Below are 22,740 nucleotides of genomic sequence, written 5' to 3' on the forward strand. Positions count from 1 at the left end.
GCGATGCCCACGGACAAGCCTGCAGTGGTCTACGGGGCCGCCGGCTACACCGGACGCCTGATCTGCGAGTACCTGCGCGAGTACGGGATCCCGTTCCTCGCCGCCGGCCGCGATGGCAAGAGGGTCAAGGAAGCGGTCGACGCCGTGCCCGGCATCGACACGGTCTCCTACGACATCGCGGAGGTGGAGCACACCGAGGAGGCGCTGACCGAGGCGTTCACCGGCACCAAGGTGGTGCTCAACACCGTCGGCCCCTTCTCCCGCTACGGCCACGAAGCCGTGCGGGCGAGCCTGAATGTCGGCGCGCACTACACCGACACCAACGGCGAGCAGGACTGGATGATCGACGCCGACGCCCAGTACGGCGCCGAGTTCGCCAAGCAGGGCCTGCTGATCTCCCCCGGCATCGCGCAGATGTACACGGTCGGTGAGATCGCCGCGCAGATCTGCCTGGAGCAGCCCGGACTGGACACCTTGGACATCGGGGTGTTCTGGAAGGGCTATCCCACCGTCGCCTCCACCAACACCATCCTCACGAACGCCGCGTTCTCGAAGGCCTACTACCTGGAGCAGAACGAGTACGTGGAATGGCCGGCGGACGCGGGCCTCTACGAGCTCGTCGTGCCCGGCCAGCACGAGCTGGGCCTGGCGCTGCCGTGGGGCGGGACCGCGCATCCGGTGTGGTTCAAGAGGGATCCGCGCGTCGCGTCGGTGCGGGCGCTCGGCGGCGTGTTCAACCGGCCGTTGATGCTCGGTGTGCCGCAGATCGTCGCGGCGGCGCTGGAGCAGATGGAGGGCAAGTCCGACGCGGAGAAGTACGAGATCGTCGACGCGTTCTCCGCGCAGGTGCGCAGTGAGATGCCGCCGCGCGAGAACCCGCGGATCAACATCTCGCTCGACTCCGTGCACGCCTCGGGTCCGCTGGGCCGCGCGCACTGCGTGATCCACGGCAACTGCAACTACAAGCAGACGGCGTTGCTGAACGTGCACGCCGCCGTGCACCTGTTGCAGGACGCGCCGCGCCGGACCGGGTTCGCGTCGGGCTGCCAGGCGTTCGGGCACCGGGAGCTGCTGGGCGCACTGCGGTCGTTCGGCCTGGTGCTCGACCCGATCCTCGAAGTGCACCGCTGATGCGGCTCTGCGACTACCTGGACAAGGGGGCGTCGCTCGGAGGCGACGCCCCCTGTCTGACCATCGGCGGCTCCTCGCAGAGCTACGCGGAGGTCCAGCGGCTCTCCCGCGCGATCGCGGGAGCGTTGCAGGGCAGCGGGATCGGTCCTGGCGACCGGGTCGCGGTGCTGTCGGCGAACGACCCGCTGGCGCTCACCTGCGTGTTCGGCATCTCGCGGGCCGGGGCGGTGTGGTGCCCGGTCAACCCCCGCAACGAGGCGGCGGAGAACCGCGAGCTGCTCGACCTGTTCGGGTGCCGGTGCCTGTTCTTCCAGGCGAGGTTCGCCCCGCTCGTCGACCGCATCCGGGGTGACCTGCCCGCGCTGACCACGCTGGTGTGCCTGGACGGCGAGGCGGAGGGCGCGGTCACGTTCACCGACTGGCTCGCGCGTTCCGGACGTGAGCCGGAACCGGTGACCGTGGCCGACGACGACCTCTGCGTGCTGGCGGGCACCGGTGGCACGACCGGGCGGCCCAAGGGCGTGCGGCTGACCGGGCACAACCTGGAGACCGCGACCGCGCTGACCCTGATGAGCTACCCGTTCGGCCACCGGCCGCGGTACCTGGCGCTCGCCCCGCTCACGCACTCGGCGGGCGTGCTGACGTTCCCGATCATGTCGCTGGGCGGCGAGACGGTGATCATGCCGGAGCCGGACCTCGGCGAGTTCCTGCGGCTGATCGAGCACCACCGGATCACGCACGCGTTCCTGCCGCCGACGGTGATCTACGGCCTGCTCGACCATCCCGCGCTCGACTCGACGGACCTCGGTTCCCTGCACTGCCTCTGGTACGGCGCGGCGCCGATGTCCCCGGTGCGGCTGACCGAGGCGCTGCACCGGATCGGGCCCGTGATGGGTCAGCTGTTCGGGCAGACCGAGGCGCCGAACATGATCGCCACGCTGTCCCCCGCGGACCACTTCCTGCCCGACGGCTCGATCGCGCACGAGCGGCTGTCGTCGGCGGGCAGGCCCACACCGCTGACCCAGGTGGCGATCATGGCCGCGGACGGTGCCCTGCTGCCCGCCGGTGAACGCGGCGAGATCGTCGTGCGCGGCCCGCTGGTGATGGCCGGGTACCACGAGAACCCGGCGGCCACCGCCGAGGTGAGCGCGCACGGCTGGCACCACACCGGTGACATCGGCTACCTCGACGCCGACAACTACCTGTTCATCGTCGACCGCGCCAAGGACATGATCATCACCGGCGGGTTCAACGTGTACTCGGCCGAGGTCGAGCAGGCGTTGCGGGCGCATCCGGCGGTCCAGGACAGCGCGGTGGTCGGGCTGCCCGACGCGAAGTGGGGCGAGCGGGTGACGGCGGTCGTGCAGCTGCGTGCGTCCGGTCATGCCGACGCCGACGCGTTGATCGCGTTCGTGAAGGAGCGGCTGGGCAGCGTGAAGGCGCCCAAGCAGGTGGAGATCTGGCCGGACCTGCCGCGGTCCAAAGTGGGCAAGGTGCTCAAGGCCGAGATCAGGCAGCGACTTTTCGATTCGTGACAGCCCCGCCCGGGATCACGAGGATGAGGGACATCACCACGAGCAGCCCCAACAGGACGACGTTCAGCGCCCGGTCGAGCGGCTCGTACACGTGCAGCATCGTCAGGTGGTAGAGGAAGTGCAGCGTGTTGAACACCAGCAGCGTGGCGCCGGCCAGCGGCACGACGGCCGGTTTCCTGGCGTGGGCCAGCGCCATCAGGCTCAGCGCGGTGAACGCGAGGTAGACCGCGCCGACGTCCTTGGCGAAGTGCTCGTTGTACGGACCGAGTTGCGGCAGCCAGCGCAGTCCGAACCCCGGAAACGTGTCGAACCAGGTCCTCGTGGCGAAGTAGGCGAAGATCCCGACGTACGCGGACGTGACCGCGATGAAGGCCAGGCTGATCCGGTCGAGCAGGAGTTTCACAAGACGGTCCTTCGTTCGCGTTGCAGGGCTTCGTGACCACGTCATCAGGTGGACGATGTGGCGCTTCGATTCGTGACAGCCCCGCCTGAGATCCGTCGCCGAGCGGAGATCGCCGGGTAGCGTTCTGGTCGTGGAACCAGTCGCGCTGCCGTTGGGCCGTCCTCGCGAGGAGCGGGCCGATGCCGCGCGCAACCGTGCCCACCTGATCGAGGTCGCCCGCGAGATGGTCGCGGAACTGGGCGCCGACAAGGTCACGATGGACGGCCTCGCCGAACGCGCCGGGCTGGGCAAGGGCACGGTGTTCCGGCGCTTCCGCACCCGTGCGGGCATCTTCCACACCCTGCTGGACGAGGAGGAGAAGCTCTTCCAGCAACGGGTGCTGGCCGGGCCGCCGCCGCTGGGTCCCGGGGCGCCGGCGGCCGAGCGGCTGGTCGCGTTCGGACGGGCCCGGCTCGAGTTCCTGGTCGACCACATCGTCCTGGCACGCGCTTCGCTGGACCCCGGCCGGCCCGTTCCCGCCAGGGACAGCCCCTCGCTGTTCCACGTCCAGATGCTCCTGAGCGAGGCGTGTCCGGACGAGGCCGCCAGCGGCACCCTCGCCCTCCAGCTCGTCGCCGCGCTGGAAGGGCCGGTCCTGCTCTACCTGCGGACGCAGGACGGCGACGCGCCCGACCTGGGAGCCGTGGTGCACGACCTGATCACCAGCTGGCAGGTCCTGGTCGAGCGCGTCTGCGGCTAGGCCCTGGTGCGCACGGTGAAGCGGTCGATCGTCAGCGCGCCCGCGTCCAGCCGCAAGCCGAGAGCCGGTGCCCACCCCGCGACGACCGGGGGATCCACGACGGACCCGATCGGCGCAGACCGCAGCAGCGTCCACCGGCCGGCGTGTTCCTGCCAGCTGGTCAGCTGACCGTTCTCGACCACGACGGCGAGCCGGTCGCCGGGTGCCCAGGCCAGGGTCGCGCAGCAACCTCCGGTGGCCTCGTCACCACGACGCACTCCGGCCACGGTCACGTCCACGCCCGAGGCCTTGCCCGCGTTGTTGAACCAGGCCAGGGCGAAGTCGCGGTTCCCGGCGGTCTGCCCCAGGAACAGGCTGTCCTCCGGCGCCGAGCCCGCGAACGACCGGGGTTCGACGACGACCGCCGTACCTCGGACGGCACCGGCCACCGGCGCGGCCAGCACCGCACCGGCACGCGTCCCGGCGCTCGCGGTCAGCACGCCGTCCGCGACCTTCAACGCCGGTGGCGGTTCGCCGAACGTGTCGTCCACGCGGTACGAGGCGAGACGGTCCGTCTCGAACGTGTCGTCCCAGACGACGGTGGAGTAGGCGGCGGGATCGAAGACGGTCTGCGCGGAGCTCAACGCCGACGTGACGCCACTGTCACCGGAAGCCGTTGCCAGCAAACGGATCGGGGCCCGTTCACCCAGTGCCAGGCCGTCAGGTGCCGTGACGCGCCACCGGGTGACGAGGCTCCGGCCTGTCCCGAGCTGCGCGGCGTAGGCCGACGACAGTGGCACCGCACTCCACCCTGGCGGCACGGCCAGCGTCGCCCGGACACCGCGCAACGGTTGCTGCGCCTGCAAGGTCGTGGTCGTCTCGACCGCTCCGGCGCGGACCGCGAGATCCTCCGGCACCGAGGCGCGCAGCCCTCGGACGGGTGACCGCCACGACGAGAACGACGTGACGCCGACAGCTCCGCCGTCCGCGCGGCGCGGCAGGATCCGCACCCGGCTGGTGGTCACCGCCGGTTCCACCAGAACGCGGTTCAGCTGACGTGCCACCGGTTGCGCGGGGGTTCTCCGCTGGCCGGGGATGTCACGCCATTGGCCGTCCCAGTACTGCAGGTCGAACGTCGTCGGCACGCGCACTCCCCCGCCGTCGTCGTAGAACACGACGCGCAGGTCGGAGATCGGTGCCGGCACGCCGAGGTCGACCTCCAGCCAGTCCGCGGAGTTCGGGCTGCCGTACGACGTCCAGCGCGTGCCGGGCACGTCGAGGTGGAAGTCCTGGCCGTCGATCGCCTTGGCAGGCGGGTCGGCGCTGTAGCTGTGGGACGCGCGGGCGGCCGGGAACCCGGTGCGGCTGACGTTCGCGAAGTCGTCGACGAGCTCCGGGACGTCCGCGGAGGTGCGCGGTGGGATCGTCAGGCGCACCGGCGCCAGGCCGGCCTGGGTGTGCGTGAGCCTGCCGTCGAGCCAGACCCGCAGGCCCGCGCCCTTGCCGTAGCGGCTGCCGTCCCTGTCCCACAGCACGGTCAGGTTGTGCCCGTGGTACGGCACGTTCTCGGCGGCGAAGTGCGTCCAGGAGTCCGGTACCAGCGGCGCGATCGACACCGCGTTCCCGAGCTGCGGCCGGATGCCGAGCAGGCCGGACAGCACGTTGTCGTTGAACGTCGAGTGGTTGTAGTCCTCGCTGTGGCCCTTGCCGTCGTACAGCCAGCGGTTCTCGTCGGGGTGGTGCGCCTCGGCGACGTAGGGTTCGCCGTTCTTGCGTTGCGTCAGCGCATAGCCGCGCAGCACCGCGAGGTAGTCGTCGCGGTCGACGTAGGACTGCGCCGGGTAGTCGATCAGCAGGTTCGCCAGCGCGGTCAAGGTCTGGCTGGTCGCGAACGGCCAGCTGGGGCCGTTCCAGCGGCAGCAGCCGTTCAGCGCGTCCCGCATGAACCACGGGCTGCGGCGTTCGGCGGTGGTCGGGCCGTACGGGGCGGCGAACCCCTGCGGGTCGGTCAGTTGCGCCCATGCCGCGCTGTTCGCCGCTGGTGGCATGTGGAAGTACCACGGCACGAAGCCGATCGCCTCGCGGTCGGCCAGCTTGGTGCGGCCGGGGTTGTCGTCGCGCATCACGTGCTTGTAGAACTTGCCCGCGTCGTCCCAGAGCCACCGCTCCTGGTTCGCCCGCAACGCATCCGCGGCCTGCTCGAACGGCCGCGCGCCGGCGGCGTCCCCCCGCGCCTTGAACAGCTGCGCGATCGCCCGCGCGTCGCCGTACTGGTAGGCGTTCAGAGTCGGCCGGAAGCCGTCGCCACCGTGGTAGGGATCGGGGCTCTGGTACGAGCCGGCCGTGTACTCCATCGCATCCCACACCGGTGTCTGCCAGTAGAGCCCCAGCTCCTGGTCGAACTGCGGTGACCAGCGCTGCCACTGCCGCACGAGCTCGGGCAGCCGGTCGGTGGCGAACCGGGAGCGGCCGTCGACGGCGGCGCGTGCGGCCACGGCGTCGGCGGCCCAGAACGAGTACTGGTGGGCCCAGTCGGTGGTGTTCTTGTTGAGGAAGTCGGTCGCGGGCTTCGGACCGGCTCCGGAGCCGCGCAGCCAGTAGTCGACGTAGTCGTCCAGATAGCGGTGGTCGCGCAGCCAGCGGCCCTCGTAGGCGTGGTGACCCGCCGCGGCGACGATGCCTCCGTTGGGAGCCGAGTAGCCGACCGGGCCGAGGAACTCGGAGACGATCCAGCCGTCCTTCGGGCCGGTGTACTTGAGCGCCTCGCGGTAGGTCCGCCAGCGGTAGTAGTAGGTGTCGCGGATCTCCCGGTCCGGCAGGTCGACGAACGGGATGTTGGCCTCGTACCAGGCCGGCTCCGGGACGCTGCCCAGCAGCTCTGCGTGGTCGAGGAAGTTCGTGCCCGCACCCACCGCGGGGTACGGGTCAGGTGCCGCCGCGCGGTCCTGCCGTGCCACCGCGGGCCCTGCCGTCGAGATCGTCAACACCGCAACCACGAGCATCGTCATTGACACGCGCATGGGCTCATTGAAGTGGGAGCGCTCTCAACGCGCAAGACTCAACGCAGTCCGACATACCTCCACAGGATCTCGAACATCGGCGATCGTCGCCGCTGCCAGAGCCGCCGCCGCGGCGAAGCCGGGGTCGCCCAGCACCCGCGTCACGGCGTCCTCCAAAGCCTCCACGGTGGACGGCCGCACGACGAGTCCGCTCCCCTGCCGCGCGACCCGGCACGCCATCTCCCACTGGTCGCCACCGCCGGGCACCACCACGACGGGAACGGCGGCCCGCAACGCCTTGACCAGCATCCCGTGCCCGCCACCGCACACCAGCACCGCGGCCTGCCGCAGCAGCGCGTCCTGGTCGCCGGGCCCGGACCGCGCCCACGAGGGCAGTTCAGCCGGCGCGGGCGCGAAGGTCGACACCACCGCCCGCACGCCCTTGTCCCGCAAGGCTTCCAGCGTCATCTCCGCCATGCCCCGCGTCCCGGTCCACGCCGTCGACGGCGCGACCACCACCAGCGGCGCGTCACCCGGCGGCGGGCTCAGCGTCTCCTTGCTCGCCTCCCACAGCAGCGGCCCGACGACGTGCGCGTCGCGCGGCCAGTCCGGCCGCGGCACCTCCAGCGCGGGCAACGTCGCGATCAACCGCGCCGCCGGGCCCGTTCCCCGAGCGTCGAGCCCGATCCGTTGCCGCACAACGGCACGCTGCCGTTCCCCTTGACGGAGCGACCTGGCCGTCAGTGCCCGCAGCACCGAGTCGCGCAGCCTGCCCCGCACGCCGGTCCCGGCGGCCAGCCCGCTCCCCATCGGCGGCAGCCACTTCGACGGCTCGTAGAGCGGATGCGGTGACAGCTGCACCCACGGCACGCCGGCCAGTTCCGCGGCCATGCTCGCGCCCAGCGCGAGGACGTCGCACACCACCAGATCCGGTTCCAGCGCGGCGAGCTGAGGAACGAGTGCCAACGCCAGCGTCGCGGCCTGGTCGTGCAGCGCGCGCCCGAGATCCGGCACGTCCCGCAGGTCGTCCAGCGACAGGCCGGGCACTCGCGAGGCGGTGATCCCCTCGGCGAGGGCGGGCTCGACCCAGCGTTGTCCCGTCAGCAGGACCGGGGTGTCGCCCGCCTCCGTGAACCGCAGGCACAACGCGATGGCCGGCACCACATGACCGGGATCGCCCCCGGAGACAACCACGACTCGCACCGGGGCAGATCTAGCCCTCTTCGCCCGGCCTGTCCAGTGTTCGTGTTGGCTGGACGGCATGGATCAGACCCGCTGGCAGAGGTACTGGGACCGCAAGTCGGCGACCTACGACGCGGAGATCGGCGTCCTGGACCGCCGGGTCTTCGGCGACTCCCGCCAGTGGGCCTGTTCCCAGGCGGCCGGGGAGGTGCTGGAGGTCGCCGTCGGCACCGGCCTCAACCTGCCGCACTACCCCGCCGGGGTCGCGCTGACCGGCCTGGACCTGAGTGAGCAGATGATCGAACTCGCCCGGTCCCGCGCCGCGGAGCTCGGCTTGGACGTCGTGCTGCGACAAGGCACCGCCCACGCCCTGCCGTTCGATGACGCCTCGTTCGACACCGTCGTGTGCACGCTCGGCCTGTGCGCCATCCCCGACCACGAGACCGCGGTGGCCGAGATGGTCCGGGTGCTGCGGCCGGGCGGACGGCTGATCCTCCTCGACCACGTCGCCAGCTCGTCCCGTCTCGCGCGGGGCGTGCAGTGGCTCGTGGAGCGGATCACCGTTCCGATGGCGGGCGAGCACTTCCTGCGCCGCCCGCTGCACCTGGTCGAGGCCCGCGGCCTGGTCGTCGAGCAACGGCAGCGCTTCAAGCTCGGGGTGGTGGAACGACTCGTCGCCCGCAAGCCGGTCAGCAGCAGTGGTGACCCCGCCACGCCTCACGACCTTCCCTGACCGCCACCGCGGCGATCACGAGCGCCGCCAGCGGATCGGCCCACCACCAGCCGAACAGGCTGTTCACCACGAGACCCACCAGCAGCACCGCGGACAGGTAGGTGCACAGCAACGTCTGCTTCGAGTCCGCCACCGCGCTCGCGGACCCGAGCTCACGCCCGGCCCTGCGCTGGGCGTAGGACAGCCACGGCATGACCAGCAGCGACACCGCCGCGAGCACGATGCCGACCGTCGAGTGCGCGGCCCGTTCACCCTGCACCAGCGACAGCACGGACTCGACGCTCACGTACGCCGCGAGCGCGAAGAACGACACGGCGATCACCCTGAGCGCCGTCCGTTCGTGCTTCTCCGGGTCACGCCCGGCGAACTGCCAGGCGACCGCGGTCGCCGACGCCACCTCGATCACCGAGTCCAGTCCGAACCCGATCAGCGCCGTCGACCCCGCCACCGTGCCGGCCGCGAGCGCGATGACCGCCTCGACCACGTTGTAGGTGATCGTGGCGGCGACGAACATCCGCACCCGTCGCTGGAGCACGAGCTTGCGCTCGTCCACGACGGGCGCACAGCAGGCGTCACTCATCGGCGCAGTCCGGTCCGGGCTCGACGGCCAGCACGACGTCCACGAGTTCGCTGATCGCGCGCTTCAGGTGCGGGTCCGCCAGCTCGTAGCGCACCTGACGGCCCTGGTAGGTCGCGACGACCAGGCCGCAGCCGCGCAGGCACGACAGGTGGTTGGAGACGTTCGACCTGGTCAGCTGCAGATTCTCGGCGAGCTGGGCGGGATAGCCGTGGCCGTCGAGCAGCGCGATCAGGATGCGGCAGCGCGTCGGGTCGGCCAAAGCGCGGCCCAGCCGCGCGAGGGCCGTTTCCCGCGTCTCACAGGTCAGCATGAATCGAACTGTACAGCCGGAGCTGAACAGTTCAGCGCACGCGGTCGGTAGCGCAGCCGGCGAGCAGGATGATCAGGACGGCTGCGAGCGCGTGGTCACCGCTGAGCGCGCAGGCGCAAGCGAGTGTGAACCAGAGCACAAGCCTCATGCAGCGAGGTTAGGGACCGTACGACGAAGACCGCATCTCATTTGGGCAAGGCTTGATGGTCCCTTAAGCAAAACTGAAAACGTGACGACGAAGGAGTTCTGGGACCGGCACGCCGCTACGTTCGACGACGAACCTGACCACGGGCTGCGCGATCCGCGAGTGCGCGACGCCTGGGCGAGGCTCCTCCTGCCGCTCGTCCCCGAGGCGTCCTCAGTAGTGGATCTCGGGTGCGGCACCGGCAGCCTGTCGGTGCTGCTCGCCGAGGCCGGCCACGACGTGCACGGCCTGGACCTGTCCGAGGAGATGGTGAAAGCCGCGCGGGCCAAGGCAGCGGCCGCGGGCGTGGTCGTCGAGTTCGGCACCGGTGACGCGGCTCACCCGCCGCACCCGAAGGTGGTCGCGCCGCTGACGAGCGAGGACCTGTGGGGCCGTCCGATCGAGGACGAGCGCTACCTCGTCGTGAGCCGGCAGTAGTCGGCGTCAACGTCCTCGCGCTTTCCTCCGGTCGCGGAGCGCGCACTAGGCCGAATTACTCCGGAAAGTTCTTGCAACGCTTTGCCCGGTGTGCGTGCGGATGCTACGACGTTCAGTGAACCCCTGCACACAAGGAGACAACGTGGTTTCCTCGGCTTCGCGCACCCTTCTCGTGGTGCTGCTGATCGTCGGACTGTCCACACCGGTGCAAAGTCTTGCGGCGCCACCGGGCGCCAAGGACGTCACCGTCACCCTGTTCCAATGGCCGTTCGCCCGCGTGGCGGCGGAATGCACGAACGTGCTCGGCCCCAAGGGCTACGGCTACGTCGAGGTCTCCCCCGCGACCGAGCACGTCCAAGGCCCGCAGTGGTGGACCAGCTACCAGCCCGTCAGCTACCGGATCGCCGGGCGCCTCGGTGACGAGAACGCCTTCCGGAACATGGTCAGCACCTGCCACAACGCGGGTGTGAAGGTCATCGCCGACGCGGTGATCAACCACATGAGCGCCGGATCGGGCACGGGCACCGGCGGTACCGGCTACTCCAAGTACAACTACCCCGGCGTGTACAGCGACTGGGACTTCCACCTGTGCCGCTCGCCGATCAGCAACTACCAGGACCGCTCCAACGTCCAGAACTGCGAGCTCGTCGGTCTGTCCGATCTGAACACCGGCAGCGAGTACGTGCGCGGGGCGATCGCCGGGTACCTGAACCGCCTGATCGCGATGGGCGTCGACGGGTTCCGCATCGACGCGGCCAAGCACATGGCCGCCGGCGATCTCGCCGCGATCAAGGGGAAGCTGAGCAACCCCAACGTGTTCTGGGTGCACGAGGTGATCTACGGAGCGGGTGAGGCCGTGCAGCCCGGCGAGTACACGGGGTCGGGTGACGTGGACGAGTTCCGCTACGCCTACGACCTCAAGCGGATCTTCCAGAACGAGAACCTGGCCTACCTGAAGACGTTCGGGCAGCCGTGGGGCTTCCTGCCCAGCGGTCAGGCGCGGCCGTTCGTCGACAACTGGGACACCGAGCGCAACAACTCCACCTTGACCTACAAGGACGGTTCGACCTACACGCTGGCGAACGTCTTCATGCTGGCGTGGAACTACGGTGCGCCGCAGGTGTATTCGGGTTACGAGTTCAGCGACAAGGACGCCGGTCCGCCCGGCAACTCGGTCTGCTACAGCGGCTGGAAGTGCCAGCACGCCTGGACGCAGATCGCGAACATGGTCGCGTTCCGCAACACCGTGGCGGGCACCGACGTGAACAACTGGCAGGACAACGGGTTCGACCTGATCGCGTTCGGCCGCGGCAGCAAGGGTTTCGTCGCGATCAACCGCGAGACGTTCGCCGTGACCCGCACGTTCCAGACCGCGCTGCCCGCCGGGAGCTACTGCAACGTCCAGGAGAACGGCTGCGTCCGCGTGACCGTCGACTCCTCCGGCAGGTTCACGACCACGCTCGGCGCAGGAACCGCCCTGGCACTGCACGTCAACGCACGCTGAGACGAACACCGGCTGTCCACCGCTTCACGCGGTGGACAGCCGGGCGTTCTCATCAGGCGGTGTGCAGCCTCAGGCCGTACACGTTGAGGATCTCGTTGATCGGCTGGAACCACGTGCGACCGCCGCTGGTGCAGTCGCCGTAGCCGCCGGACGTGACGCCCTGGGCCTGGTCACCGGTGATGAAGGAACCACCGGAGTCGCCACCCTGGGCGCAGACGCTCGTGCCCGCCATCTGGTGCACGTCGCCCTGCGCGTAGCGGATCGTCTCGTTGCGGCTCTGGATCACGCCGCAGTGCCACTGGGTCGTCGAACCCGAGCGGCAGACCGAGGTGCCGACCGGTGCCTCCCAGGAACCGCGCACCAGCGCGTCGGGCACGCGTCCCCAGCCGAGCACGACGGGCACGGTCCACCAGCCGCCACCGGTGCGCACCCACGCGTAGTCGTTGCCGGGGAAGGAGGATCCGGCGAAGTTGCCCTGGTAGGAGCGGTCCCAGCCGTAGACGGCCGCGCCGTTCCCGCCGCAGTGGCCCGCCGTGACGTAGCCGCCGTGCACCGAGAAGCCGATGGAGCAGCGGACGTTGCCGGTGTAGTACGGGTCGCCGCCGACCGTGCCCGCCGCGAACGGCTGCGGCTGCTGCACGCCCTCGGTGCGCACGGTGATGGAGCCGAGCTGACGTGCCTTGTCCAGGAACGAGGCCACCTCAGCGGTCTGCTTGCCCGCCTCGACGTTCACCACGACGGTTCCGGTGCGCGGGTCGGGGTGCCAGCTCGCCACGGCGGAGGGCACCGACCCGGACGCGGACAGGGCGTCGAGGCGGTTCTTCTGCGCCGCCATCGAGCCCGCCGAACGACCGACGACCACGGCTTCGGCACCGGTGGCCTCGACCTTGCGTGCGGCCGTCCGGTCCGTCACGGCGACGACCAGGCGGTTCTTCGTCTCGTCGAACCAGCTGCCGGCGAGCGCGGCACCGGCCTCGCTTTCGGCGCGCGGCGCGATGGCCGACGCGCGCTGTTCCTTCTCCAGACGCAACCGCGCCTGGGCCTCGGTCAGCCCGAACGCCGAGCTCATCGCGGTGAGCAGGCCGGGTGACATCACCTTCTCCGACGCCTGGGCAGGCACGGTGAAAGTGGACCCGACCAGCACGAGTGCCAGCGCGGGCACGATTCTGGGCATGGTGAAGCGCATGCTCATCTCCTTGTCCGTACAGGGATCGCTGCCCGCCCCGTTGCGGGAAGCGGCGAACATGAGAGCGCTCTCACCGTGGCGCAGACAGCCCGCGGTGGTCAACAGGTGACACCGGAACTGTCCTGCCCGATTCATGCCCGGATGGGCTGAACCGGGCATCACTCCATGACGACGACTTGACGGACGGCCTCTCCGGAAGCGAGCTTCGCGAACCCTTCGTTGATCTCGTGGAGCCCCAGCCGCCCGGACAGCAGGCCGTCGACCGGCAGCCGTCCCGCGCGGTAGAGGTCGACGAACCGCGGCACGTCCCGGCGGGGCACGCACGAACCGAGGTAGCTTCCCTTGAGCGTGCGTTCCTCGGCGACCAGGTTCAGCGCCGGCAGGCTCACGGTGCGGTCGGGGTGCGGCAGGCCGACGGTGACGGTGGTGCCGCCGACGGCCGTCGCGGCGTACGCCTGTTCCAGCACCGCCGCCACACCGGTCGTGTCGATCACCTTGTCCGCGCCCCCACCGGTCAGGTCCCGGACGTGGGCGACGACGTCCGGTCCGCCCGCGGCCTCGTGCGTCGCGCCGAGCGTGAGGGCCAGCTTGCGCTTGTGTTCGACCACGTCCACCGCCACGACCTGCGTCGCGCCCGCCGTCACGGCCGCGAGCACCGCCGCCAGGCCGACACCGCCGAGCCCGAACACCGCGACCTTCTCCCCCGGCTTCACCTCGGCGCTGTAGAACGCGGCGCCCGCACCGGTCAGCACGGCGCAGCCGAACAGCGCGGCGACGTCGAGCGGCAGGTCCTTCGGGACTCGGGTGGCCGACCGGCCGGAGATCACGGTGTACTCGGCGAACCCGGACACGCCCAGGTGGTGGTGCGGACGCGTGCCGTCCGGGAGTGTCCAGCGGCGCTGACCGCTGAGCAGCGTGCCGTCGCGGTTCGCCGCGGCTCCGGGCTCGCACAACGCCTGGCGGCCCGACGCGCACCGGCGGCAGGCACCGCACGCGGGCACGAACGACAGCACGACGTGGTCACCGACCTCGAACTCGGCGTTCGGACCGGTCTCCACGACCTCGCCCGCGGCCTCGTGGCCGAGCACCATGGGCAACGGGCGGATGCGCGAGCCGTCGATCACGGACAGGTCGGAGTGGCACAGGCCGGTGGCGTGCACGCGCACCAGCAGTTCGCCGGGACCGGGCGGGTCGAGTTCGAGGTCCACGATCTCGAGCGGCCCGCCGACCCCGGTCAGCACCGCGCCTCGCGTCTTCACGCCGCCACCAGCCCTTCCATCGCCGTGCGCAGGTGCGCGGGGATCTCCACCGGTTTGCGGGTCTCGCGGTCCACGAACACGTGCACGAAGTGACCCTCCGCCACGACGTCCTCGCGTCCCTCGAAGAAGAAACCGACCTCGTAGCGCACGCTCGACCGGCCGAGGTGCCCCACGCGCAGGCCGGCGTCGAGCGCCTCCGGGAACGACACCGAGGCGCGGTAGTTGCAGTGCGACTCCACGCAGAGCCCGATCTGCTGCCCGGCCTGGATGTCCAGCCCGGCGCCGATCAGCCACGTGTTGATCACGGTGTCCATGAACGCGTAGTGCACGACGTTGTTCACGTGGCCGTAGACGTCGTTGTCCGCCCATCGGGTCGGAATCCGCTGCCAGTGCCGGTACTGCTCGCGCACGCGACCTCCATCGTCAATCGAGTCTCCTGGTGAGCTCGACCCTCGACCGCACGCCGAGCCGCGCGAAGATGTTGCGCAGGTGGTGCTCGACGGTGCGGTGGCTCAGGAACAACCGCGCGGCGACCTCGCGGTTCGTGGCGCCCTCGGCGACCAGCCTGGCGATCTGCGCCTGCTGCGGCGTCAGGCCGGGGTGGTCCTTGGGCTCGCTCGTGGAGTCGCCGGCCGCGCGCAGTTCGGCGCGGGCCCGCTCGACCCAGTGATCAGCCTGGTAGGACTGGAAGATGCGCACGGCGTCGCGCAGGTGTTCGCGCGCGGCCTTGGGCTTGCGGCCGCGCCGCAGCCGGTTGCCGTACAGCAGCTCGGTCTTCGCGAGTTCGAGAGCGGTGCCGCTGGCGCGGTGCAGCCGGATCGCTTCCTCGAAGTGCTCGTCGGCGGTACCGCTCTCCAACAGGCCGTGACAGCGGTGCGAGAGCGCGAGGCGAGCCGTGCTTCCCGTCGAGCCGGCCCACTTCTCGAACGGTTGCAGCGCCCTGTCCGCGGTGGACGGCTTGCCGCACGCCACGGCGGCCTCGACCACGTGCGGCGCGGCCATCACCTTGATGCCGGCGTGTCCCGGCTGCAGCCGGAGCCGGTCCAGCGCGTCGGCGGGCCGGTCGCGCGCCAGGTCGACGCACGCGAACGCCCAGGCGCCGAACGTGCCGGGCCGCGTGAGACCGCGCTGGGTGATCTGCTCCGTGGCGGCGTCGATGCGGTGCAGAGCCGTTTCCGCGTCGCCTCTCAACGCCGCCAGCAGCGCGAGGATCGTCAGGTGGTCCACCACGGCGTTGTGCTGCCCGATCGCCGTCGCCGCGTGCACGCCCTCGGTCGCCGCGGTCAGCGCCGCCGCGTGCTGGTCCAGCAGCAACGCCGACAACGCCCGGTACACCAGCGCCCACGGCACCATGGCGGTGAACCCGCTCTCCCGCGCGGCCGTGACCGCACTGGTCGCCATCTCGTGCGACCTGGTTGCGTCCCCGAGCACGTAGGCGGCCTGGCTCGCCCAGATCCGCGCCTGCGGTCCGGGGACCTGGTCGGCGAGGTCGACGACGGTGCGCAGCGCGACCAACGCCTCGTCGTGCCTGCCGTCGAACGTCGCCAGCATCCCGGTGAGGTGGTCGAGCGTGAGCCGGGTGGCCGGCGGCTCGTCGGAGCGGCGGATCTCCTTCGCGAACTCGGCGACGGCGGTGTAGCGGCGGTGGTCGCCGGCGATGCTGGCCGCCTCACCCGCAAACCCCAGCGCGGCCACCGCGAGCTCCCGGCGTGTGCCGACCAGGCCTTTCGCGGCGCGGATCAGCCGGTCCGCCGCCACGTCGGGGAGGCTCTCACCGAGATCGATGCCGCCGACGACCAGGTCCATCAGCGCCCTGAGCTCCGGCGTGTAAGTCATCTTCGTCGCGGTGCGCAGGACGGCCCGCGACCGGTGCGGCTCGCCGTGCGCCCAGTGGTCGGCGGCGGCCTTGAGCAGGTGGTGCGCCTTCTGCTCGGGATCGGTCGTGAGGCGGGCGGCGCGGTCGTGGTCACGCGCGGCCGTCGCGAAGTCGCCACACCGTCGCGCGTGTTCGGCGTGGACGGTCAGGACGTCGGCGAGCCCGGCGTCCTGCGTGGTGACCGCCTGGTGCCACGTCCGGCGTGCACCCGGCGGCAGGGTCTCCGCCAGAACGGCATGAGCCCTGCGTCTCAGCGGTAGCGGCACGTCCGCCTGCAGGGCGGACCGGACCAGCCTGCGCGAGTCGAACAGCGGCCCGGCCTCGGTCACCGCGTCCAGGTCGAGCGTCTCGGCGTCGACCTCCTCGTCCACCGCCACCATCGCGACGACGTGCTGCGCCGCGGGGGACAACGCGGCGAAGCGGGCTCGCCACCGCTGCCGCAGGGAGCTGTTCTCCGGCAGCACCTCCGGCGCCGGAGCGACGCCCCCGAGCTGCGCGGACGTGAGCGAACCGGCCAGCTCGACCAGCGCCAGCGGGTTCCCGCAGGCGAGGTCCACGAGGTCCGCGGCGAGGGCGGAGGGCAGGCCGGGCACGAGGTCGTGCAGCACGCGAACGCTCGTCACGGCGTCCAGTGGATCGAGCGTGACGCTCGGCAGCCCACGTGGTCCGCCCTCGGTGGCGATGAGCAGAGCGCCCTCCGTCCCTGCCACGTCACGCGCAAGCTCCAGAAGGTCGTCATCAAGCTCGGGGACGTCCACGCACAACAACGCGTCGTAGGTGTCCTGCACCGCGTTGAGCAGCGCCGTCTTGCCCGAACCAGCCTCACCACACAACACAAGCACTCCGCCGCGCCCAACGCGCGCACGGTCGACCAACGCGTCCACGGCGACGCGTTGCCGCTCTCGGCCACGCAGCATCAGACCAGTCTTACGGCGGTTGCCGCTCCTCCGGAAGGGGTAAGGACCAAATTCACCTACCACCGTTAGTTTTGCCACCGAAGTTGTTCACCGAGACCGGTGGTTGCACCGATGCGCACGTGGAGTCCGTGGTTGCAGGGTCGAGTCGTTCCTCCCCCTGTTCCCTGCCGAATGAGGTGTACAGCGCTGTGCAACTCCGCACCCTGATCCCCGTCGCGCTCTCCATGGTGCTGCTCGGCGGCACCGTCGCCCAGGCGGCCGACAACCCGTACGAACGCGGGCCGGCCCCCACCAACTCGAGCATCGAGGCCAGCCGCGGCCCGTTCGCCGTCTCGGAGACCTCCGTGTCGTCGCTGGTGAGCGGCTTCGGCGGCGGCACGATCTACTACCCGACCAGCACCTCCGCCGGCACGTTCGGCGCGGTGGTCATCTCCCCCGGCTACACCGGCACCCAGTCGAGCATCTCGTGGCTCGGCCCGCGCCTCGCGTCCCAGGGCTTCGTGATCTTCACGATCGACACGAACTCGATCTACGACCAGCCCGACAGCAGGGCCTCGCAGCTGCTGGCGGCCCTCGACTACCTCACCCAGCAGAGCTCCGTGCGCACCCGGATCGACTCGTCGCGCCTCGGCGTGATGGGCCACTCCATGGGCGGCGGCGGAACCCTCCGCGCGGCCAGCCAGCGCCCGTCACTGCAGGCGGCGATCCCGCTGACGGGCTGGCACACCACGAAGAACTGGTCGACCGTCCGCGTCCCGACCCTGGTCGTCGGCGCCGAGGACGACTCCATCGCCCCGGTCTCGTCCCACTCGGAGCCGTTCTACACGAGCCTGCCGTCCACCTTGGACAAGGCGTACCTGGAACTCAACAACGCCTCACACTTCGCCCCGAACTCGTCCAACACGACGATCGCGAAGTACAGCATCTCGTGGCTCAAGCGGTTCATCGACAACGACACCCGCTACGAGCAGTTCCTCTGCCCGGCGCCGGGACGCAGCACGTTGATCGAGGAGTACCGGGACACGTGCCCGCACTCCTGATCCGCTGAACACGGGTCGCGGCGCTGACCGAGCGCGGGGCGCCGCGACCCGATCCAGGTCGTTCGAGCACCCGGACGGCCGACAGGGCCCTGTCTCACGTGTGGTCGCGGTACTTCTGACCACGCAGCACCGGCGACACCCACGCCGTGACGACGCCTGCCGACAGCACCACGAGACCCGCCGCGATCCCCGCTCGCGGATCACCGGCCGCGACCGACAGGGCACCTGCCAGGGCGGCGCCGAGAGGCCGGCCGAGGCCCCAGGCGATCATCCGCGCCGTGGTGTTGACCCGCGACTGCAGTTCCTCCGGACACACCTCCTGCCGGTAGGTGATCCCGTTGATCACCACGACGGCACCGGCGACGCCCCAGTAGGTCGCCGCCGCGCACGCCACCAGCCAGTGCCCGCTCACGAGCACGAGCACCCCGCCCAGCAGGGAGAGCGGCAACGCCGCGAGCGCCACCCCGGCGCTGCCCCAGCGAGCGGTCACCCGCGGCAGCAGGCGGGAGGCGATGATCGCGCCCAGGCCCCAGCAGCTGAACAGGGCCGCGAGCCTGGCGTCGCCTTTCGACTCCACTCCGAGCACCTGGTCGGCGAACGGCACGAGCAGGGCGATCCACGCACCGCCGGCCACCGAGTGCGTCGCGCCGACCAGGGTGAGGATCCGGATGACCGGTCCGTGCCAGAGGAACCGCAGCCCCTCTCGCATGTCCGCGACGAGTTCCTTCCCGCCACGCACCGGCCGCGGGTTGGCCATGCTGCTCGTGATGGCGCGCAACAACATTGCCGACCCCACAGCCGTCAAGGCGTTCACGGCCAACAGTGCCGCCGGAGCAACGACAACCACGACCAGGCCGGTCACACCCGGCACCACGAGCTCCACCACGGTCGTGCGCCCGAAGATCGTCGAGTAGGCGGCGGTCAGCTTTTCCTTGCCCACCAACGCCGGCAACGCACCGAAGTTCGCCGCGTCGAAGAACACGAAAGCCGTCTGCGACGCGAACGCCACCACCACGACGTGCGGCGCGGTCAGTCCGCCCGCCAGCCACGCCAGGACCACGCTCAGCAGCACGGCGGCGACCGTGAAGTCCATCGCCACCATCATCAGGCGGCGGTCCAGCCGGTCGGCGAGCGCGCCGGCCGGCAACCCGAACACCAGGTACGGCAACGCCTCCGCCGCCGTGACGGCCGACGTCCAACCAGCCGAGCCGGTCAGCTGGTAGACGAGGACGGGCAACGCCACCGTGGACACCACAGCACCGACGACCGAGAGCACCCGTGCGTTCAGGTACCGGCTGAAATCGCGCTCGGTGCTCACCGCACCGCCTCGCCGTACCGGCCGGCGACCGCGGCGGCCCGATCCCTCAACGCGGCACGCAACCACTGCGGTTCAAGGGCTTCCGCGCTCGTGGAGAGCTGCCACAACGCCCACTCCGCGTGCCGCGCGTCCTGGAACGCGACCTCCATCCGCAGCCAGCCGTCGTCGGTCTCCTCGGCGAGCACGGCCAGTGCGGTGCCCACCAGCTCCTCCCGCCGCGCCGGGTGCACCCGCAGCACGACGGCGACCTGGTCACCACCGGTCCGGAACCGCGTGCTGCGTTCCTGCCAGGCCCGGTCGAGGTCGACCCGGTCCGGTCGCTGCGCGGGTTCGCCGAGTTCCTCGGCGGCCAGGATCCGCGAAAGCCGGTAGGTCCGGTCCTCCCCCGCCTTCGTGGCCAGCAGATATCCCTGCTCCCGCACGGTGACCAGCCCGATCGGATCCACCGTGCGCCACTCCGCCGCCTTTCCCTTGGCCTCGTAGTGGATCCGCAACCGGTGTCCCGCGAACACCGCGCGACGAACCTCCGCCACCACCGCGTCCGGCAACTCCTCCTCCACCGCACGCCGCGAGAGGAGGTCCATCTCAGGATCGATGAGCAACCGTTCCGCCGCACCGGCCGCCGTCTGCCGAAAGCTCTCGGGCAGCGCGTCGACCACCTTGAGCATGGCCGAGGCGAGCGACGAGCCGAGCCCGAACACCTGCGCGCCACGGCGTGAGCCGGCGACCAGCAGGGCGAGCGCCTCGTCGTGGTTCAGGCCGGTGAGCTCCGTCTGGAAACCGGGCAGCAGCGCGAACCCGCCGTGCCGGCCGCGTTCGGCGTAGACCGGGACGCCGGCCGCGGACAACGCCTCGATGTCGCGCAGGACCGTCCGGGTGGACACCTCGAGCTCGCGGGCGAGGGTGGCCGCCGACAGCCGGCCGTGCCGCCGCAGCAGCAGGACCAGCGAGACCAACCGGTCGGCACGCATCCGAAAACCGTACGGGAATACGTGACACAGGATGTCGTGTATTGCTTGCGAGGCTGACGGCACTGTCGAAAAGATCGAATGGAGCTGTCGTGGCTGTGGAACGAACGCCGGTCAACCCGTGGACGTGGTCGGCGGAGCTGGGCTACCACCAGGGCGAGGTCGTCACCGGGCAGACCCGGACGCTGTACTGCGCGGGCCAGACGTCGATGAACGGCGACGGCAAGCCCGAGCACGCCGGTGACATGGGGGCGCAGCTGGCATTGAGCCTCGACAACCTGGAGGCGGTGCTGGCCGAGGCGGGGATGTCGCTCGCGAACCTCGTACGCCTCAACGTTCACACCACGGACGTCGACCTGCTGTTCCAGCACTATGGCGTGCTGGCGGCGCGGCTCGGCCAGGCGCGGGTGGCGCCGCCGACGACGATGCTCGGGGTGAGCAGGCTGGCGCTGCCCGAGCTGATGGTGGAGCTGGAAGGGACGGCCGTGGCGTGACGCTCCAGGTGGTGCCGGCAGCCTGAACACACCTGGGGGAACTCGCTGGCGAACGCTGCCGAGAGGCGCGGCGCCCAGCTGCGCCGAACGGGCCCCGGAAGCACGCGCAGCCGCTCGTTGATCGTTGAGCGGCTGCGCGTGCCGTTCTCCACTTCTGATGACTTTCACCAGCGCCACAGTTCAGTCAGCGCTGCATCTGGACAGCGGGCACCTCGATCGACTCGACGGCGGCGGCCGCGAGCGGGGTCGCCGTCCCGGCGTAGCGGGTGGCCAGGGACTGGAACAGCCGCTCCGCCTCGATCGCGGGCCAGTCGCCTGCCAGCAGTTCGGCCGGCAGGTGGGGGTCCTGGCGCACGAGGTCGAGCCAGTCGCCGTGCAGCACCAGCTGGCGGGCCAGGTCGTCCGGCAACGAGACGTCCGGCTCGCGCCACTTCGCGAGGAAGTCCTGGTAGCGGGCGGCGATGGCGGCCGTGTCGAACGCGCGGCGGGCCAGGTCCGCCGCCTCGGTCGGCTTGGCGTGCTGCGCGGTGAAGACCGTGACGTTCTCCGCCAGCCCTTCGACCAGCTCGGTCACGTCGCGGGCGCCGGGTGCGATCCACAGGCCGTTCTGCACCGGGCCGAAGCCCGCCCACTGCAGCTGCGAGCGCAGGTCGTGCCGTTCGCCGCGGCGGCCCTCCGGCAGGGAGAAGCCGACCAGGGTCCAGGTGCCGTCCCAGTCGCGGTTGACCGCGCCGCGCTGCCAGATGCGGCGCTCACCGTCCTGCAGCACGGCCGTCGCACGGGGAGTCAGTCCGAAGTAGACCTTGCGGCCGTTGCGGTGCTTGGCGAGCAGACCGCGCGACGTCATGCGCGTCAACGTGGAGCGCACCGCCTCCTCCGAGACGTCCACGCGCCCGAAGACGTCGATCACGCTGCCCGAGTAGACCGCGATGTCGCGGCCCAGCACGTACAGGCCGAGGAAGTTCAGCATCAGGGACTGGGGCGTCACACCGCTCACGATACATGTTGGGCAGCATCTAGACGAGCGTCATGAATATGCCCTACTTTGGGTCGCGACCCCCACGGAGAGGACTCGCCTGATGGAGCTGTCGGGAAAGGTCGCGATCGTCACCGGTGCCGGTCGCGGGCTGGGCCGGGCGTACGCGGAAGCGTTGGCGCGCAACGGGGCCCAGGTCGTCGTCAACGACGTGGACGAGGTCGTCCACGAGGTCGCGGCGAGCATCGGCGGACGCGCGGTGATCGCTCCGGTCGGGACGGCCGAGACCGCCCAGTCGCTCGTCGACGCCGCCGTCGAGGAGTTCGGCCGGCTCGACGTGCTGGTCACCAACGCGGGCGTCCTGCGCGACCGCGTGCTGTGGAAGATGAGCGACGACGACTTCGACGCCGTGATCAACGTGCATCTGCGCGGCACCTTCACCTGCGCACGCGCCGCGGCCGTGCGGATGCGGGAGCAGGGAACGGGCGGCAGCCTCGTGCTGGTCTCGTCGCCCGCCGGCCAGCGCGGCAACTTCGGGCAGACCAACTACGCCGCCGCCAAGGCCGGGATCGCCGCCATGGCACGGACCTGGGCGCTCGAACTCGCCCGGTCCGACATCGCCGTCAACGCGGTCGTCCCCGTCGCCGCCACCGAGATGACCCGCACGATCCCGGCGTTCGCGCCGTTGATCGAGGAGTCGGAACGCACCGGCGCGCCACTGCCGGAGTGGGTGCGGCGCGACGAGGGCCTGGGCACCGTCGAGGACGTCGCCGGACTGATCGTCTACCTCGCCTCGGACGCGGCGAAAGGCGTGACGGGACAGGCGATCGGCATCGGCGGCGACCGGCTCGCGCTCTGGTCGCACCCCGCCGAGAAGCAGGTCCTGTTCGCGGACGGCGGCTGGCACGCGGACTCGATCGCCGAGCGGTTCGGCGAGTTCGAGGCCGAGACCTACGGGATCCCGCAGCCGGTGGCCCGATGAACGTTCC

21 protein-coding genes are annotated in these 22,740 nt (G+C 70.7%); 9 read left to right on the forward strand and 12 right to left on the reverse strand.

Annotated elements, in window-relative coordinates; translation table 11 throughout:
• Positions 1–3: 3 nt before the first annotated feature.
• Both SK571_RS10145 and SK571_RS10150 read left to right on the forward strand, forming a co-directional pair.
• A complete protein-coding gene (locus SK571_RS10145; protein WP_319983769.1) occupies positions 4–1,131 on the forward strand; it encodes a DUF5938 domain-containing protein in 1,128 nt (375 codons plus the stop codon).
• A complete protein-coding gene (locus tag SK571_RS10150) occupies positions 1,131–2,666 on the forward strand; it encodes an acyl-CoA synthetase (RefSeq protein WP_319983770.1) in 1,536 nt (511 codons plus the stop codon). The genes SK571_RS10145 and SK571_RS10150 overlap by 1 nt, the downstream gene beginning before the upstream one ends.
• Here SK571_RS10150 and SK571_RS10155 read toward each other — a convergent pair.
• Positions 2,641–3,069, reverse strand: coding sequence for a hypothetical protein (locus tag SK571_RS10155; RefSeq protein WP_319983771.1), 429 nt, complete (start codon positions 3,067–3,069; stop codon positions 2,641–2,643). The two genes, SK571_RS10150 and SK571_RS10155, sit on opposite strands and share 26 nt — an antisense overlap.
• Before the next feature lie 130 nt (positions 3,070–3,199).
• On the opposite strand from SK571_RS10155, the gene SK571_RS10160 reads away from it, so the two are divergent.
• A complete protein-coding gene (locus SK571_RS10160) occupies positions 3,200–3,808 on the forward strand; it encodes a TetR/AcrR family transcriptional regulator (protein ID WP_319983772.1) in 609 nt (202 codons plus the stop codon).
• Here SK571_RS10160 and SK571_RS10165 read toward each other — a convergent pair.
• Positions 3,805–6,807, reverse strand: coding sequence for an MGH1-like glycoside hydrolase domain-containing protein (locus SK571_RS10165; protein WP_319983773.1), 3,003 nt, complete (start codon positions 6,805–6,807; stop codon positions 3,805–3,807). The genes SK571_RS10160 and SK571_RS10165 overlap by 4 nt on opposite strands.
• Before the next feature lie 24 nt (positions 6,808–6,831).
• Complete coding sequence (locus SK571_RS10170; RefSeq protein ID WP_319983774.1) at positions 6,832–7,989, reverse strand: glycosyltransferase; 1,158 nt, start codon at positions 7,987–7,989, stop codon at positions 6,832–6,834.
• Between the two features lie 58 nt (positions 7,990–8,047).
• Here SK571_RS10170 and SK571_RS10175 point away from each other — a divergent pair, with 58 nt between their 5' ends.
• Positions 8,048–8,701: a class I SAM-dependent methyltransferase gene (locus SK571_RS10175; protein WP_319983775.1), complete on the forward strand. Its 654-nt coding sequence runs from the start codon at positions 8,048–8,050 to the stop codon at positions 8,699–8,701.
• Here the strand turns inward: SK571_RS10175 and SK571_RS10180 are convergent.
• Positions 8,658–9,281, reverse strand: coding sequence for a cation diffusion facilitator family transporter (locus tag SK571_RS10180; protein ID WP_319983776.1), 624 nt, complete (start codon positions 9,279–9,281; stop codon positions 8,658–8,660). The two genes, SK571_RS10175 and SK571_RS10180, sit on opposite strands and share 44 nt — an antisense overlap.
• Positions 9,274–9,591, reverse strand: a complete 318-nt coding sequence (gene cmtR / locus SK571_RS10185; RefSeq protein ID WP_319983777.1) for a Cd(II)/Pb(II)-sensing metalloregulatory transcriptional regulator CmtR — start codon at positions 9,589–9,591, stop codon at positions 9,274–9,276. The genes SK571_RS10180 and cmtR overlap by 8 nt, the downstream gene beginning before the upstream one ends.
• A gap of 229 nt (positions 9,592–9,820) precedes the next feature.
• Between cmtR and SK571_RS10190 the strand changes: the two genes are divergently transcribed.
• Together SK571_RS10190 and SK571_RS10195 are read left to right on the forward strand one after the other, a co-directional pair.
• The gene (locus tag SK571_RS10190; RefSeq protein WP_319983778.1) at positions 9,821–10,213 is read left to right on the forward strand and encodes a class I SAM-dependent methyltransferase; all 393 of its coding nucleotides are present in this window, start codon (positions 9,821–9,823) and stop codon (positions 10,211–10,213) included.
• Between the two features lie 142 nt (positions 10,214–10,355).
• A complete protein-coding gene (locus SK571_RS10195) occupies positions 10,356–11,717 on the forward strand; it encodes an alpha-amylase (RefSeq protein ID WP_319983779.1) in 1,362 nt (453 codons plus the stop codon).
• 52 nt (positions 11,718–11,769) lie between these two features.
• Here the strand turns inward: SK571_RS10195 and SK571_RS10200 are convergent, their stop codons facing one another.
• The 4 genes from SK571_RS10200 to SK571_RS10215 form a co-directional block, all read right to left on the reverse strand.
• Positions 11,770–12,903 carry a S1 family peptidase gene (locus SK571_RS10200; protein WP_319983780.1) on the reverse strand — a complete coding sequence of 378 codons (1,134 nt, stop codon included), beginning with the start codon at positions 12,901–12,903 and terminating at the stop codon, positions 11,770–11,772.
• Positions 12,904–13,061: 158 nt separating this feature from the next.
• Positions 13,062–14,162 (reverse strand): zinc-binding dehydrogenase, encoded by a 1,101-nt coding sequence (locus SK571_RS10205; RefSeq protein WP_319983781.1) that lies wholly within the window; start codon positions 14,160–14,162, stop codon positions 13,062–13,064.
• Positions 14,159–14,572 carry an acyl-CoA thioesterase gene (locus tag SK571_RS10210; RefSeq protein ID WP_319983782.1) on the reverse strand — a complete coding sequence of 138 codons (414 nt, stop codon included), beginning with the start codon at positions 14,570–14,572 and terminating at the stop codon, positions 14,159–14,161. The genes SK571_RS10205 and SK571_RS10210 overlap by 4 nt, the downstream gene beginning before the upstream one ends.
• Before the next feature lie 13 nt (positions 14,573–14,585).
• Complete coding sequence (locus SK571_RS10215; RefSeq protein ID WP_319983783.1) at positions 14,586–16,955, reverse strand: helix-turn-helix transcriptional regulator; 2,370 nt, start codon at positions 16,953–16,955, stop codon at positions 14,586–14,588.
• A gap of 203 nt (positions 16,956–17,158) precedes the next feature.
• Here SK571_RS10215 and bdeA point away from each other — a divergent pair, with 203 nt between their 5' ends.
• Complete coding sequence (gene bdeA / locus SK571_RS10220) at positions 17,159–17,995, forward strand: bis(hydroxyethyl) terephthalate hydrolase (RefSeq protein WP_454780183.1); 837 nt, start codon at positions 17,159–17,161, stop codon at positions 17,993–17,995.
• Between the two features lie 94 nt (positions 17,996–18,089).
• Here the strand turns inward: bdeA and SK571_RS10225 are convergent, their stop codons facing one another.
• Positions 18,090–19,313: an MFS transporter gene (locus SK571_RS10225; protein WP_319983784.1), complete on the reverse strand. Its 1,224-nt coding sequence runs from the start codon at positions 19,311–19,313 to the stop codon at positions 18,090–18,092.
• Positions 19,310–20,284: a helix-turn-helix transcriptional regulator gene (locus SK571_RS10230; protein WP_319983785.1), complete on the reverse strand. Its 975-nt coding sequence runs from the start codon at positions 20,282–20,284 to the stop codon at positions 19,310–19,312. Before SK571_RS10230 ends, SK571_RS10225 begins: the two co-directional genes overlap by 4 nt.
• A 95-nt stretch (positions 20,285–20,379) precedes the next feature.
• On the opposite strand from SK571_RS10230, the gene SK571_RS10235 reads away from it, so the two are divergent.
• Positions 20,380–20,775, forward strand: coding sequence for a RidA family protein (locus SK571_RS10235; protein WP_319984025.1), 396 nt, complete (start codon positions 20,380–20,382; stop codon positions 20,773–20,775).
• A 184-nt stretch (positions 20,776–20,959) separates the two neighbouring features.
• Here the strand turns inward: SK571_RS10235 and SK571_RS10240 are convergent, their stop codons facing one another.
• A complete protein-coding gene (locus SK571_RS10240; RefSeq protein ID WP_319983786.1) occupies positions 20,960–21,763 on the reverse strand; it encodes a PaaX family transcriptional regulator in 804 nt (267 codons plus the stop codon).
• 91 nt (positions 21,764–21,854) lie between these two features.
• Here SK571_RS10240 and SK571_RS10245 point away from each other — a divergent pair, with 91 nt between their 5' ends.
• Positions 21,855–22,733 (forward strand): SDR family oxidoreductase, encoded by an 879-nt coding sequence (locus tag SK571_RS10245; RefSeq protein ID WP_319983787.1) that lies wholly within the window; start codon positions 21,855–21,857, stop codon positions 22,731–22,733.
• Positions 22,734–22,740 lie beyond the last annotated feature (7 nt).

The organism is Lentzea kristufekii, from assembly GCF_033949925.1.
Classification (GTDB): Bacteria; Actinomycetota; Actinomycetes; order Mycobacteriales; family Pseudonocardiaceae; genus Lentzea; species Lentzea kristufekii.